Annotated in this window: 9 protein-coding genes, 1 tRNA gene and 1 riboswitch; of the genes, 7 read left to right on the plus strand and 3 right to left on the minus strand. The window is 72.2% G+C overall.

Annotated elements, in window-relative coordinates:
• The first annotated feature begins 21 nt into the window (after window positions 1-21).
• Complete coding sequence (locus MID12_RS10020) at window positions 22-1,191, plus strand: hypothetical protein (RefSeq protein WP_263166270.1); 1,170 nt, start codon at window positions 22-24, stop codon at window positions 1,189-1,191.
• A 189-nt stretch (window positions 1,192-1,380) separates the two neighbouring features.
• On the opposite strand, the gene MID12_RS10025 is transcribed toward MID12_RS10020, so the two are convergent.
• On the minus strand, window positions 1,381-2,862 hold the full coding sequence (locus tag MID12_RS10025) for an SPFH domain-containing protein (RefSeq protein ID WP_263166272.1): 1,482 nt from the start codon (window positions 2,860-2,862) through the stop codon (window positions 1,381-1,383).
• An 886-nt stretch (window positions 2,863-3,748) separates the two neighbouring features.
• Window positions 3,749-5,341, minus strand: coding sequence for a peptidoglycan-binding protein (locus tag MID12_RS10030; RefSeq protein WP_263166274.1), 1,593 nt, complete (start codon window positions 5,339-5,341; stop codon window positions 3,749-3,751).
• Window positions 5,342-5,546: 205 nt separating this feature from the next.
• Between MID12_RS10030 and MID12_RS10035 the strand changes: the two genes are divergently transcribed.
• From MID12_RS10035 to MID12_RS10050, 4 genes are all read left to right on the plus strand, one after another.
• Window positions 5,547-5,620, plus strand: a tRNA-Lys gene (locus MID12_RS10035).
• 116 nt (window positions 5,621-5,736) lie between these two features.
• Window positions 5,737-6,525 (plus strand): FadR/GntR family transcriptional regulator, encoded by a 789-nt coding sequence (locus MID12_RS10040; RefSeq protein WP_078844869.1) that lies wholly within the window; start codon window positions 5,737-5,739, stop codon window positions 6,523-6,525.
• A gap of 296 nt (window positions 6,526-6,821) precedes the next feature.
• Window positions 6,822-9,038, plus strand: coding sequence for a cellulose synthase catalytic subunit (locus tag MID12_RS10045; protein WP_263166277.1), 2,217 nt, complete (start codon window positions 6,822-6,824; stop codon window positions 9,036-9,038).
• Between the two features lie 53 nt (window positions 9,039-9,091).
• Window positions 9,092-11,029, plus strand: coding sequence for a kelch motif-containing protein (locus tag MID12_RS10050; RefSeq protein ID WP_263166278.1), 1,938 nt, complete (start codon window positions 9,092-9,094; stop codon window positions 11,027-11,029).
• Between the two features lie 116 nt (window positions 11,030-11,145).
• Here the strand turns inward: MID12_RS10050 and MID12_RS10055 are convergent, their stop codons facing one another.
• Complete coding sequence (locus tag MID12_RS10055; RefSeq protein WP_411577052.1) at window positions 11,146-12,213, minus strand: glycoside hydrolase family 6 protein; 1,068 nt, start codon at window positions 12,211-12,213, stop codon at window positions 11,146-11,148.
• 157 nt (window positions 12,214-12,370) lie between these two features.
• A riboswitch (cobalamin riboswitch) is annotated at window positions 12,371-12,528 on the plus strand.
• A gap of 34 nt (window positions 12,529-12,562) precedes the next feature.
• Here MID12_RS10055 and MID12_RS10060 point away from each other — a divergent pair.
• Together MID12_RS10060 and MID12_RS10065 are read left to right on the plus strand one after the other, a co-directional pair.
• A complete protein-coding gene (locus MID12_RS10060) occupies window positions 12,563-12,775 on the plus strand; it encodes a CbtB domain-containing protein (protein ID WP_040249063.1) in 213 nt (70 codons plus the stop codon).
• A gap of 113 nt (window positions 12,776-12,888) precedes the next feature.
• Window positions 12,889-13,659, plus strand: coding sequence for a CbtA family protein (locus MID12_RS10065; protein WP_040249067.1), 771 nt, complete (start codon window positions 12,889-12,891; stop codon window positions 13,657-13,659).
• Window positions 13,660-13,735: the final 76 nt, after the last annotated feature.

Below are 13,735 nucleotides of genomic sequence, written 5' to 3' on the forward strand. Positions count from 1 at the left end.
GTACTCCTTCCCGGGGATCCCATGGCCACCAATCCGCCCTCTCCGCCGCCCTCTTCCTCCGGCCAGGGCGACCAGACCGACCAGAGCCGCCGGACCGGCCAGACCGACCAGACCCGCCGGACCGGCCAGGCCGACCGGACCGATCCCGCGCCCGGTGACGCCCCCGTTCCCGCCCCCGCCCCCGTCGCCGCGTCCGCCGCGCGGCGCGAGGCCCCGTCGAGCCCCGTACCGTCGCGCCCGAGCGGGTGGAGTGCCTGGGCCGACGACCGGCTGCCGGGCTTTCGGGGGCTGCCGCCCCGGCAACGCGCGGTGTACGCGGCCCTCGTGGCGGTCGTGGTCGTGGCGGGCCTCGTCGTCGCCTACTACGCCGCCTTCGTCCTGGACCGTTCGACGGCCAGGGAGCGGGCGCGCTCGGACAAGCAGGCGGAGAGGTCGGTCGACCGCGAGCAGCCCGCCTTCGTCGCGACCGTCACGCCCCAGGACTACGAGCAGGAGGTGCCCGAGGTCATCACCGTGCTCCTCGACCGGAAGCTCACCGCCCGCGAACAGGCCGGGCTCACCGCGCTGCGCGGCGAGTCCGCGCGGGTGTGGGAGTTCCTGAAGCCGCTGGGCGGCCGTCTCCTCGAACACCCCTCGGGGCCCCTGGAGTTCGCGGACGGCGAGCACACCCGCGGCCAGTTCCGGACCTTCGACCTCAACCTCAACAGCGACCGCGGAGCCGGACTCACCGTCAACCGCATGACGGCCGTCAAGGACGACTGCCGCGCACCCGGGGCGCGGACCGTCGTCCACCTCCCCTCCGCGGGATCCGAGCCCCGGCAAGGCCTGCTCTGGGATCTGACCGGCGGGAAGGAGGTCAGGCCCAGGGGACCGTACGCCCTCGACGAGGGCGCCTCGCAGGGGCAGTTGTACTTCCGCCAGAACGTCGTCGAGCTGGGCAACGGCCAGTCCAATATGGCCTTCCGCGTCCAGCCCGAGGTGTCCACCCACACCTGTGCCTGGCACATCGTCGCCTCGTACACCGACACGACCGGCTCCCACCAGCAGCGCATCCCGAGCGGCACCGGCACCTTCACCGCCGAGGCCATCCCGGCGCGCCCCGCCCAGTACTTCGAGTGGGTCACGGGTACGGGGTGGGGCTGCATCGGCGAGCTGACCCAGCGGGGGTGCGGGGCGACCGACCTGCTGTAGAACGCCGACCGCCCGTCCTCCGCCGAATCCTCTGCCGGTCCGCCGCCTGTCCTCCGTCGGTCCTCCGTCGGTCCGCTGCCGGTCCGCCGCTGAGCTCCGGCCCCCGCTCAGTCCCGGTCTTGCGCTCGGTTCCGGCCCTCCGCTCAGTCCCGGCCAGTCCCGGTCTGGCGCTCGGTTCCGGTCTTGCGGTCAGTCCTCGGCCGCGGAGCCGTCCGCTACGCGTGCCGAGCAGAAGGCCACCGTCAAGTCCCGTACGAGCGCCTTGCGTTCGTAGTCGTCCAGTTCGACCAGGCCTCGGCTGGTGAGGCGGTTGACGGTGTCCTCCACCGAGTCGAGCACCGAGCCGACCAGCGCGTCCCGGTGCTGGGCGTCCCAGGCCGCCGCGCGGTGCCTGCGTACCGCCGCCGCCACCTCGGGCGCGTAGTCGAGGGAGACCGCCTGGACGGAGAAGACCTCCAGGCCCACCGGCCGCCCCTCGTCGGCCACCAGCCGGGTCAGCTCCTCGCCGACCGCCTCGGCGTCCCGGAGGCTCGGGCCGCTGAGGTACCGGCCGGGGGCGTTGCGCCCGGTGTCGGCGGGCATCTGCGGGAACACCCGCGCCACGACCGCCTCCACGCACTCGCGCAGATAGGCCTCGTGCCCGTCCACCGAGAGCAGCGCCCGCGCGGTGTCCTTGATCCGCCAGACGACCAGCACGCTCACCTGGACCGCGAGGCCCTGGGCGTCCACCGCCGGCATCGGCTCGCTGCGCCAGTGCCGCAGCCGTACGTCGGCCCGGCGGCGGTGCATCAGCGGGCTGACCCACATCAGCCCGGTCTGCCGGACGGTACCCCGGTACCGGCCGCACAGGGTCAGCACCCAGGCCCGGCCCACCCGGCCGCGGGCCAGACCGGCGAGGCCGAACAGCGCGAACAGCAGGGAGACGACGAGCACCAGGCCCTGCACCGGGCCGAGCCCGCCCTCGGACAGCGCCGACAGCCCGGCCGCCCGCGGCAGCAGTCCCGACCAGGCCAGCGCGTAGACGCTCCCGGCAAGCCCGAGCACCCCGGCGGTCAGTCCGACCGCGGCGGGCAGTACGGGCGCGGGGTGCTCCGCGGGCACCGTGTCCGTCCGCGGTGTCCGCCGCGCCTTCGGCTCCAGGAAGGAGAGCGCCTGGCGGTCCCGCTGGTCCGGAGTCCGGCTCGGCTCGTCCGGGGACTGGCGGTCCGAGGACTGCCGATCCGGGGTGTGGCCGTCCTGGGACCGGTGAGCCGGGGTCTGGCCATCCTGGGACTGGCGATCCGAGGACTGCCAGTCCAGGGGCTGGCCGGGGTCGCGTCGGCGGTGGCGGCCGCGGGGTGGGGCGGTCGGGGTGGTGGAGGTGCTGGAGGCGGGGGCTCGGGTGTCGAGCGCCGTCCGGTTGTCGGGCGCCGTCCGGCTGTCAGGTGCGGGCCGCGTGTCCAGGGCCTTGCCCGAGGTCTCGTGCGCGGGCTCGGCGACGGCCGGTGCCGGGCGGGAGAGGTCGTACCGCGGCAGGGTCTCCGTGGCCCGTGCCAGCGCCGAACCGGGGAGATCGTGGCCGGTCGCCGGGGCCGGGGTGGCGGCCGGGTCAGGGGTGAACGGGTCGGTGTGGGTGGAGCTCAGGGGCAGGGCGGGGTCCAGGGGGAGGAGATGGGGGTCTCGGGAGCGCAAGTCCGCTGAGCGGGTATCCGTAGCGCGGGAGTCCGCTGAACGGGAGTCCGTAGAGCGGAATGACTTCGAGCGGGAATCCCGGGAGTGGAGATCCAAGGACTGGGGATCCCGGGACCATCCACCGGGAGACTGCCGATCCTTGGACTGCGGAGCCCGGGACTGCCGGTCCTCGGACTGCGGAGCCCGGAACTGCCGGTCCTCGGACTGCCAGTCCCTGGAGTGCCAATCCTGGGGCTGCCGATCCATGGAGTGCCGACCCCGGGATCCTGGCTCCGGAGACTGAGGAACCGGGGACCGCAGATCCATCGACCCCAGCTCCCCGGGCCTCGCCTCCCCCACCACCGCCCCCGGCTCCTTCCCCTCACCCGAACCCGAACCCAAGCCCAAGCCCGAGTCCGAGCCCGAACCCGTCCCCTCGACCGCAGGCAGACCTCCGGCCCGCGCCATCGCCCCCGAAGTCCCTCTCGCCTCCGCGGTCCCCCTTGCCGCCGCGGTCTCTCTCGGCTCCGCGGTCCCCCTTGTCGGCGCAGTCCCTCTCGACCTCGTCCCCGTGGCTCCCCGCGACTTCACCGCCTCCCGCGACTTCGCCATCCCGGTTGCCGCCATCGCCTCAGCCGTCTTCGTCGTCCGAGCCGTCTCCGTCAGCCCCGCTGTTCCCGTCGGCCCCGTGTGCTCTCGCGCTCCCGGCTCCTCGGCGGGGAGCATCGTGCCCGCGTCCACCGGTTCCGGGCTGCCGGTGTGCGGCGTCTCGGGGGTCCCTGTCGTGTCCGTAGTCCTCATGGCTGCCTCCGCCTTCGCAAACGATCGCCGTCCGCCCCCCTGCATCAGAACCCCGCCCGACCCCCAGTCCCCGTACGACAAACCGCCGAGTCCCCCGAGCGGCCGGTCAGGAGAACAGTCGCTGCCAGGTTTCCGGGCCCGGAACGCCGTCCGCGCGCGAGCCCCGCCAGCCCTGGGCGCGCTGGAAGGCCTCCACCGCGCGCCGGTCGCTCTCGGTCCAGCGCGAGCCGGGACCGGAGGGGTAGAACCTGCCGTAGCCCCGCTTGACCAGTTGGCGGCTCAGGCGGGCGATGTGGATGCTCGACTTCCCGGGCCGGAAGGCCGCCCGCCCGGGGAAGTCCGGGGCCGCCCGCTGCTCCGCCGCGTCCGGTCCGGGTGCCGTACGCCCGGCGGTCCCGCCGCCTGTTGCCCCTCCCCTCGGCCGCTCCACCACCCCGCCGCCGCGAGCCCGAGCGCCCTGCCGAGCCCCCACCCCCGCCTCCGGATCCGCACCGGCGCCCTTGTCGACAGCGCCCACTCCGACAGCACCCACATCCACACCCACACCCACGATGTCCCGTCCCTTCCCATGAATCAGGTAGTCCCAGGTCGCCGGACCCGGGATGCCGTTCGCCTCGGTGCCCCGCCAGCCCTGGGCGCGCTGGAAGGCGGCCACCGCGCGGCGGTCGGCCTCGGTCCAGCGCGGCCCGGGGCCTTCGGGGTAGAACTGGCGGCCGCCGCGGGCCGCGAGGAGTTCGCCGAGCCGGGTGATACCGGCGTGCCGTACGCCCGGGGCGAAGATCTTGAGGCCCGGGAAGACCGCGTCCGCGCCCGGGGTGCCGCCGCCGTGCGGGGTGAGCCCCCGGTAGCGGTAGGGGACGTAGTCCTCGGCGTGCGACCAGTACGGGTACGGGGTCTTGCGGGCCAGGGTGTGCGGGCGGGTCTGCTCGTAGGCGAGGTAGGAGCGGTGCGAGGAGTCGCTCCAGCCGCCGAAGACGGTGACGTGCGAGCCCTTCTCGGGGTCGGCGGGGTTGTGGAAGAGCAGGATGTCGCCGGGCTCCAGGTCCTCGCGGGCGATCCGGGTGCCGTAGCGGGCGAGGCCGCCGGTGCCGACGTTGGTGCCGAGCTGCCAGACCATCGAGACGAAGCCGGAGCAGTCCTGGCGGTAACCGTCGCGGTGGAACTCGCCCATGCTGTACGGGACCTCGGCGGCCACCCATCTCTTGGCCCGGTCGAGGATCGCGGCCCGGGTGGTGGCCGCGGGCACCGTCCCGTAGCCGGTGCCGTGCAGCCCGCTCCGGCCGCCCTGCGGGGTGCCGGGCTCCGCGTCGGCGCGGGGCGCCCCGGGTGCCGGGGCGGTGCGCGCCGGGAGGGCCCCCGCCCCGGCGGCCGTACCGAGGACGCTGCCCGCCGCCGCGACGGCCACCAGCGCCCGGCGGGCCCCGCGCGGGCCGCGGAGCGCGCCGCCGCCCTGCCGGGAGTCGCCCCCTCGGGAGACGACCGACCAGGAGACACCTTGCCCGGAACAGCCCCACCGGGAGCCGCCCAGTCGGTAGACACCCCCTCGGGAGCCGCCCCACCAGGAAGCACCCGCCCCCGGGCCGGGCCCCCGGTCAGCGCCCCCCACGTACACGCACCCCGGGCACCGGCAGTCGCCGTCGGCGGGCTCGTACTCCTCGAAGACGGGGGCCGGGAAGGGAACCGGGGCGGGGACCGGCATGCGATTTCCCTCACATTCAGGAGGCGGGTGGCGGGGGCGGGGAGCGGGCCTGTCCGGGCACCCTTCCCCCACTACTCGGAAAAGCTGCATATTGCTGGACCAGAAGGATGAATGCGGGGCTTTCCGGAACTTCCGTGATAATGGGGGCCGTCGAAAACTGGTCGGGAGCACCCCGGGAGTTCGGGTAGAGTTCTCGCGTCAGCAGGCGCCGCTAGCTCAGTTGGTTAGAGCAGCTGACTCTTAATCAGCGGGTCCGGGGTTCGAGTCCCTGGCGGCGCACCGACAGCAGCAGGCCCTCCGTGCAGACGGGGGGCCTGTTCGCGTAGTGCCCCGGTGAAGGGTCTCGTACGGGCTTCAGGGGTTCCCTTCGAACACGGTGCGGATACCTTTGGCCCATGGCGCGCGACATCCAGGAGCGGATCAAGAAGCTCATCATCGACCAGCGGCTGCCCTCGGGTGCCCCGCTGCCCACCGAGCCCGAGCTGATGAAGCTGCTCGGGGTGAGCCGCAACTCGGTCCGCGAGGCGCTCAAGGCGCTTCAGGCCATGGGCCTGGTCGACATACGGCACGGCTTCGGCACCTATGTCGGCCAGATGTCGATGGCGCCGATGATCGAGGGCCTCGCCTTCCGCACCGTCGCCGGGCACTACCGGGGCGAGGACAGCCTGCGCCAGCTCCTCGAACTGCGGGAGGCGGTGGAGACCGGGCTGGTCGCCCAGCACGCCTGCCGGCTGCCGGAGGAGGACCTCGCCGAGCTGGAGGCCCTGGTCGACCGGATGGACGCGATGGCCGAGGCGGGCGCGGAGCTCGAACTCGCCCAGACCGACCGGGACTTCCACGCCGCCCTCTACCGCGGGCTGCGCAACCCCCTGCTCAGCGAGCTGCTCGAAGCCTTCTGGGACGCCTTCCACCGGGTGCAGCGCGACCTGGTCGACGTACCGCAGGACCCGCGCACCACCTGCCGACGGCACCGGGACATCCTCGACGCGGTGCGCTCGGGGGACGTGCTGCGCGCGGAGCGGGCCATCCGGGACCACTTCGGCCATCTGCGGACCCGGCTCGGCCCGCCCCGGTCCGGGCAGCCGGCGGCAGGGGGCGCGGAGGGCGAGGACGTGCACGCCCGCGAGTCGCCCCGCGATCCGGTGGCGGTCGGCGGCACCTCGCTCGCGGCCCGCGAGGTCTGAGCCACCGGGCGGCGGCGGGCCGACCCGGTAAACAGCTTGTTCCGCTCTTGCGATCAAGCGGGTGGGCGTAGAAACCTGTCCGGGGATCATGGCCCCGGAGCCGCCCGTTCCGCGTGCGGTTCCCGATCCGGACGAAAGACCCGGGTCCGCCGACCGCGGGGGGCTTGATGCAACCGTACGGAAGCCGTCCGCTGTCTAAGGTGACGGGTGGCCGTGCGGTACCGGCGCGGCCAGGGGGACCGGTACGGACACTCGAGAACAACGACTGCGCAATCCTGCGCGCGGGGGGATGACTGATGACGTCGACGCCGGACGGCGGCCGACCCGTGTCCGATGACCCCGCGCAGACGACGCAGCTGAGGCTTCCCGGCCTGCGCACGGCGGGTCTTCGGCGTCTGAAGAAGGAACTCCCGCGCTACGACTACGAGCACTACAGCCGCCTCGCGGGCCCTCTGCACCAGCCTGACCCGAACAAGCCGTATACGGTGCGGTACCGCTCGCTCCTCTCACAGGAACCGCACAAAATCCGCGCCGCGCTCATGCTCGGCGCGGCTCCGCTGCTCTCGCTGGTCCTGCTCGGCTGGCTGCTCCAGCCCACCCACTGGACCGAACGCGACTACCCGGCCTACGACTTCCTGCCCGCGCTCGACATCGTCATGCTCGTCTCGATCGGCCTGATCGAGTTCTTCCGCTGCATGAACGTCCTCTCCAACGCGCACGCCACCCTCGTCGCCCGGGACCCGATACCCGTGGTCCCCGAGTCGGGGACCCGGGTCGCCTTCCTCACCTCCTTCGTGCCCGGCAAGGAGCCGCTGGAGATGGTGACGAAAACGCTGGAGGCCGCGGTGCGGATCCGCCACCGCGGCCTGATGCATGTCTGGCTGCTGGACGAGGGCGACGATCCCGCGGTGAAGGAGGTCTGCCGCCGCCTGGGCGTGCACCACTTCACCCGCAAGGGCGTCGCCGAGTGGAACCAGGCCAAGGGCCCGCACCGCGCCAAGACCAAGCACGGCAACTACAACGCCTGGCTCCAGGCGCACGGCGGGGACTACGACTACTTCGCCTCGGTCGACACCGACCATGTGCCGCTGCCGAACTACCTGGAGCGGATGCTCGGCTTCTTCCGCGACCCGGACGTCGGATTCGTCATCGGCCCGCAGGTGTACGGCAATTACGACACCTTCGTCACCAAGGCCGCCGAATCGCAGCAGTTCCTCTTCCACGCGCTGATCCAGCGGGCGGGCAACCGCTACGGCTCACCGATGTTCGTCGGCACCTCCAACGCCGTACGCATATCGGCCCTGAAGCAGATCGGCGGGCTGTACGACTCCATCACCGAGGACATGGCGACGGGCTTCGAGATGCACCGTCACAAGAACCCGGCGACCGGCCGCAAATGGAAGTCCGTGTACACCCCCGACGTGCTCGCGGTCGGTGAGGGCCCGAACGCGTGGACCGACTTCTTCACCCAGCAGCTGCGCTGGTCCCGGGGGACCTACGAGACCATTCTGAAGCAGTTCTGGAAGGCGCCCTTCACACTGCCGCCGGGCCGCTTCTTCAACTACACGATGATGGTCATCTTCTACCCGATGTCCGCGCTCAACTGGATTCTCGCGGGCCTGAGTTGCGCCCTCTTCCTCGGCCTCGGCGCCTCCGGTGTGAACATCGACCCCTCGATCTGGCTGATGCTCTACGGAAACGCCTCGGCCCTGCAGATCGGGCTGTACGTGTGGAACCGCCGCCACAATGTCTCGCCGCACGAGCCGGAGGGCAGCGGCGGTGTCGCCGGAATGGTGATGTCCGCGCTGTCCGCCCCGATTTACGCGCGTTCCCTGATGGACGCGGTGCTGCGCCGCAAGAGCAAGTTCGTGGTGACCCCGAAGGGCGATTCGGCGAGCCCGGACACGCTGTTCGGCACCTTCCGCATCCATCTGTTCTTCATCCTCGTCTTCGCCTCCTCGATGGTGGCCTCCTTCTTCTTCGGGCACTCGCACCCGGCGATGCTCACCTGGGCCACCTTCGCGCTGCTGATCACGGCGGCGCCGATCTTCGCCTGGCGCTCGGCGCTGCGGAAGGAGCGCCGCGGGCGCGCCCGGCGCGGCGCGCACAGCCGCCGCTCCAGCACTCCCCCGCCGCCCCGGCCCGCGCCCGCCGCCCCGGAGCCCGGGCGCCCCGGCCCGGCCGCCGCCGACCGGCAGCCGCCCCGGGAGACCGGTCGAGTCCCGCAGGACGACGGCCCGTTCACACCGCCGTACGAGCAGCTCCCGCAGCAGTACGCGCCCGCCTACGCGGCCCGATCCGCGGGGCCCGCCGAGGCGCCCGAACGCCCGCTGCCCGCCGAGTACGACGCCCTCTTCCGGGACGCGGCGCCCGGCGCCCGGGCCCCCGGCGCCGCGGTCCGGCCCGGCTACGGCTATCCGCCGCGGGTGCCGCGCCAGGAGTCCCGTACCCGGGAGTTCCCGGCGCAGGACGGGGCCGACCAGACCATGCGCCTGCCGCGGCACCCCGAGTGAGCGGCCACGCCTGACACGAAGTACGCGCACATCTCGAGTATCACGGGGTTCACGTGAAAGACCGCTCCCGCAGCCGCCGCATACGCCGCATCGCGATCGTCTCGGCGGTCGTCGTCGCGCTCGCCGGAATGAACGGACCGGCGGCGTACCGGTTCGTCTCGGAGGAGTACCACGACTACACGATCAACAAGCCGGAGTACAAGGCCGACAACGGCCACTGGGATGTCATCGACTTTCCCGAGGAATACCGGCTGAACACCATTCACGCGGCGCTCCTGCACACCGGGAAGATCCTGCTCGTCGCGGGCAGCGGGAACAACCAGAAGAACTTCGACGCGAAGAAGTTCGAGACCCGGCTCTGGGACCCGGAGAAGCGGACGATCAAGAGCATCCCCACCCCGGTCGACCTCTTCTGCACCGGCCACACCCAGCTGCCGAACGGCAATCTCCTCATCGCGGGCGGCACCCAGCGCTACGAGAAGCTGAAGGGCGATGTCACCAAGGCGGGCGGCCTGATGATCGTCCACAACGAGGACCCCGACAAGCCGATGACGCTGCCCGCCGGAACCCGTTTCTCGGGCCGGACCAACGGCAAGACCTTCGTCTCCAAGGACCCCGTCGTCATCGAGCGCGCGAAGAAGGTCTTCGACGAGGAGACCGGGGAGTTCGAGCGCAACGACCCCGGCCTCGGCCGCGTCTACGTGGAGGCGCAGCGCAGCGGCACGAAGTACGAGACCGGCACCCAGGACAACTACCGGGTGCAGGGCCTCACCGGTTCCGACGCGCGCAATGTGTACGGCATCGCGCAGAAACTCGCCCTGGACAAGAAGGACTTCCAGGGAATCCGGGACGCCTACGAATTCGACCCGCGGGCCGAGAAGTACATCAAGGTCGACCCGATGAACGAGGCCCGCTGGTATCCGACGCTGACCACGCTCTCGGACGGAAAGGTGCTCAGCCTCTCCGGACTCGACGAGATCGGCCAGCTGGTGCCCGGCAAGAACGAGGTCTTCGACCCGAAGACGAGGAAGTGGTCGTACACCAAGGGCCTGCGCCAGTTCCCGACCTATCCCGCGGTCTTCCTCACCCGGGACAGCAAGCTCTTCTACTCCGGTTCGAACGCCGGGTACGGACCGGACGACGTCGGCCGCGACCCGGGCCTCTGGGATCTGAAGACCAATAAGTTCCGCAAGATCCCCGGGCTGAGCGACGCGGACCAGTTGGAGACCTCCAATACGGTGCTGCTGCCGCCCGCGCAGGACGAGCGGTACATGGTGATCGGCGGCGGCGGGGTCGGCGAGTCCGAGAAGTCCAGCAGGAAGACCCGGATCGTCGATCTCCTGGACGCGTCACCGAAGTTCACCGACGGCCCCGAGCTGGAGAAGGGCACCCGCTACCCGCAGGCCTCCGTACTGCCCGACGACACGGTCCTGGTCTCCGGCGGCTCCGAGGACTACCGCGGGCGCGGCGACTCCAACATCCACCAGGCGCGGCTCTACGACCCGAAGTCCCGCACCTTCGACCGGGTCGCCGACCCCGAGGTGGGCCGCAACTACCACTCGGGCTCGCTGCTGCTGCCGGACGGCCGGGTGATGTTCTTCGGCTCCGACTCGCTCTACGCGGACAAGGCGGGCAGCAAGCCCGGCACCTTCGAGCAGCGCATCGAGATCTACACCCCGCCCTACCTCTACCGCGACTCGCGCCCCACGCTCAGCGGCGGCCCGAAGACCGTGGAGCGCGGCGACTCGGCGACCTTCACCTCACCGACCGCCGCCGCGCTGAAGAACGCCCGCCTGATCCGGCCGAGCGCCTCCACCCATGTCACCGACGTGGACCAGCGCTCCGTCGCCCTGGACATGCAGACCGAGGGCGACCAGGTCACCGTCACGGTCCCGAAGAACCGCGATCTGGTCCCCTCCGGCTGGTACATGCTCTTCGTGACGGACGGCAAGGGCACACCGTCGAAGGCGCAGTGGGTGAAGGTGCCGTAGGCAGCCGCCCCCGGGGAGCAGCGCCGCGGGCGCGCGCGACGGCTTCCCGGGGAACAGGACGCCCGCCGGTCCTCCAGCGGTCCGGCGGGCGGTTCCCAACTCTCCTCGGCTGCGCGCTACTTCGCGCCCTTCGCCAGCCCCAGCGCGTACTGCGGCCACCACTCGCCCGCCTTGGGGCCGCCCTTGCAGGTGCCGTCGGACTCGCCCGGGCGCTTGACCCAGAGGTAGGCCTTGACCAGGGGGTCGCCCGTCTTGACGGTGGGGGGCTCACCGAGGGCGCGGCCGGGCGGGTTGCACCAGCGCTCCTTCGGATCGCCGCCGGTGTAAGGGCCGTTGCCGTTGCGGCTGGTGTCGACGACGAAGGGCTTGCCGCCGAGCTTCGCGGAGAGCTGCTTGCCGTAGGCGACGGACTGGGCGGTGCCGTAGAAGTTCGAGACGTTGACCGCGAAGCCGTCCGCCTGCTCCACGCCCGCCCGCTTCAGCGGCTCGAAGAGCTGATCGGGCTTGCCCCAGCCCGCGTTGCCCGCGTCGAGGTAGACCTCGGTGTCCTTGAGCGCGCCCAGGCGCTCGACGGCGCCCTTGAGCAGGTCGAAGCGCTCCTCGTGGAATTCGCCGGGGGTGCAGCCGTCCACCAGGTGCAGTACGGCGTCGGGTTCGAGGACCACGGTGGCGGGGCGGTCCCCGATGCCCCCCGCGACCTGCTCGACCCAGCCGCGGTAGGCGTCGCCGTCCGCGGCGCCGCCGCCCGAGTAGTTGCCGCAGTCGCGGTGCGGGATGTTGTAGAGGACGAGCAGGGCCCTGCGGTCGGCCTTGGCGGCGGCCTCGGTGAAACCGCGCGCCTGCTGCTCGGCGTTCTCCTGGCCGATCCACTCGGCGGCGGGCTGCTCGGCGATCCGGCGGAGGAGACCGGCCTCCTCGTCCTGCCCGTCACCCCGGTAACCGGCCGCCTGCGCCGCGGCCTTGCCGTCCGGATTCACCCAGAACGGGTCGGCGGCCTTGGGCTGCTGACGCACCGGCGCGGACTCCTCGCCGCCGCCGTCGTCGGAGGAGGAGCAGCCGGCGAGCAGCAGCGCGGCCGCCGCGCCGAGCGCCGCGGCCCGAAGCCCCGTACGGGCGGGGGCGGTTGTGCGCTTGCTCACGGTGCCGCGGTCCGCGGCCCGGCAGATCGGTGTGCTGCCGTACATCCACTCCCCCTCGGTGGGCTCACTGGCGTCCCATCGTGGCACACCTCCCTCACCGCACAGCGTCCGTACACCCCAGGTCGGCGGCTTGCGATCGGGGCGGGGCGGCGGGCGCGCGGGAGTGTCCGAGGGCGGACGCAGAAGTGACCTGTCTGGTTGACAGGTTCACCGAACTGCTGGGACTCTCCGGACGACAAATCCATACATCGAGGCGACGGAAGCCAGGAACCCGGTGCGAATCCGGGACGGTCCCGCCACTGTTACCGCCGGCCGCCGCCGCGCGGGAGTCAGGAACTGACCCGTCGTCCTCCTGCCATGGGGCGTGGAAACCCCAAGAAGGAGGTCCACCGGTATGTCCTTGCACACCGCATCGCACACCGCATCGGCGGCCGACGCCACCCTCAGCGCCCGCGACTGGGCGATCGCGGCGGCCGCGGCGATCGTCTCCCTGATCGCCCTGTACGCCGTCTTCCTCGACCAGGGCACCCTGGTCTCCGCGACCGGCAGCTACCTGCACGAGTTCGCCCACGACGGCCGCCACCTCTTCGGCGCTCCCTGCCACTAGAGAGTGTCGTCACAGTCCCGCTCGGCGCCCACGGGCCCGCACCGGACTGTGACGACACCCCCGAGCACCACGTACGACCACCCCCGCGTACTGATCCCGGAGCGCACAGAACCATGTCCACACCCCTGATACCCCTGCTCGGACGCGGCGTCGTCGCGGGCGCCGCCGCCGGTCTCGCGGCCGGTCTCTTCTCGCTGTTCGCGGCGGAACCGCTGATGGACCGCGCCATCCGCGAGGAGGAGGCGCGCGCGGCGAAGGAGCACGCGCACGAGCACGCCGCCGCCGCGGCCCAGCACCACGAGGAACTCTTCTCCCGCTCCACCCAGCACTTCGGCCTGGTGGTCACGGCGGTCGTCGCGGGCATCGCCCTCGGCGTGTTCTTCGCCCTCGCCTACGCCCTGATCCACCGGCGCACGCCCCTGGCGAACCCCTGGCCGCGCGCCCTGGTCTTCGCCGCCGCCGCCTTCCTCGCGGTCGCCCTGCTGCCCGCCCTGCGCTACCCGGCCAACCCGCCCGGCGTCGGCGACTCCGCCACGGTCACCGACCGCCAGGAGATGTGGCTCGGCGCGGTCGCGATCGGCGTCCTCGGCCTGCTGCTCGCCTGGCAGGTCGCGGTGAAGCTCGCCGAACGGCCCGTCCCGGTACGCCACACCGCCGTGGCCGCCACCGTGATCGCCGTCCTCGCGGTGCTCTTCCTGCTCCCGGACAACCCGGACGCGGTACCGGTCGAGGCCACCCTGCTCTGGGACTTCCGCGTCCTGTCGATCGGCACCCAGGCCCTCCTCTGGGCCGTCTTCGGCGCGGTCTTCGGCGCTCTCGGCCTGCGTGCCGCGTCCCGCCCTGCCACCGCCGCCGAGCCGCGGCGGGAGACCGCCACGGCCTGACCGGCGCCCGCATCGCGCACCCGGCCCCGGTGCCCGTCCCCGATTCCGGGGCCGGGTGTCGGGGCCTTCACCACTC

Source organism: Streptomyces sp. SCSIO ZS0520 (genome assembly GCF_025643355.1).
Lineage (GTDB): Bacteria > Actinomycetota > Actinomycetes > Streptomycetales > Streptomycetaceae > Streptomyces > Streptomyces physcomitrii.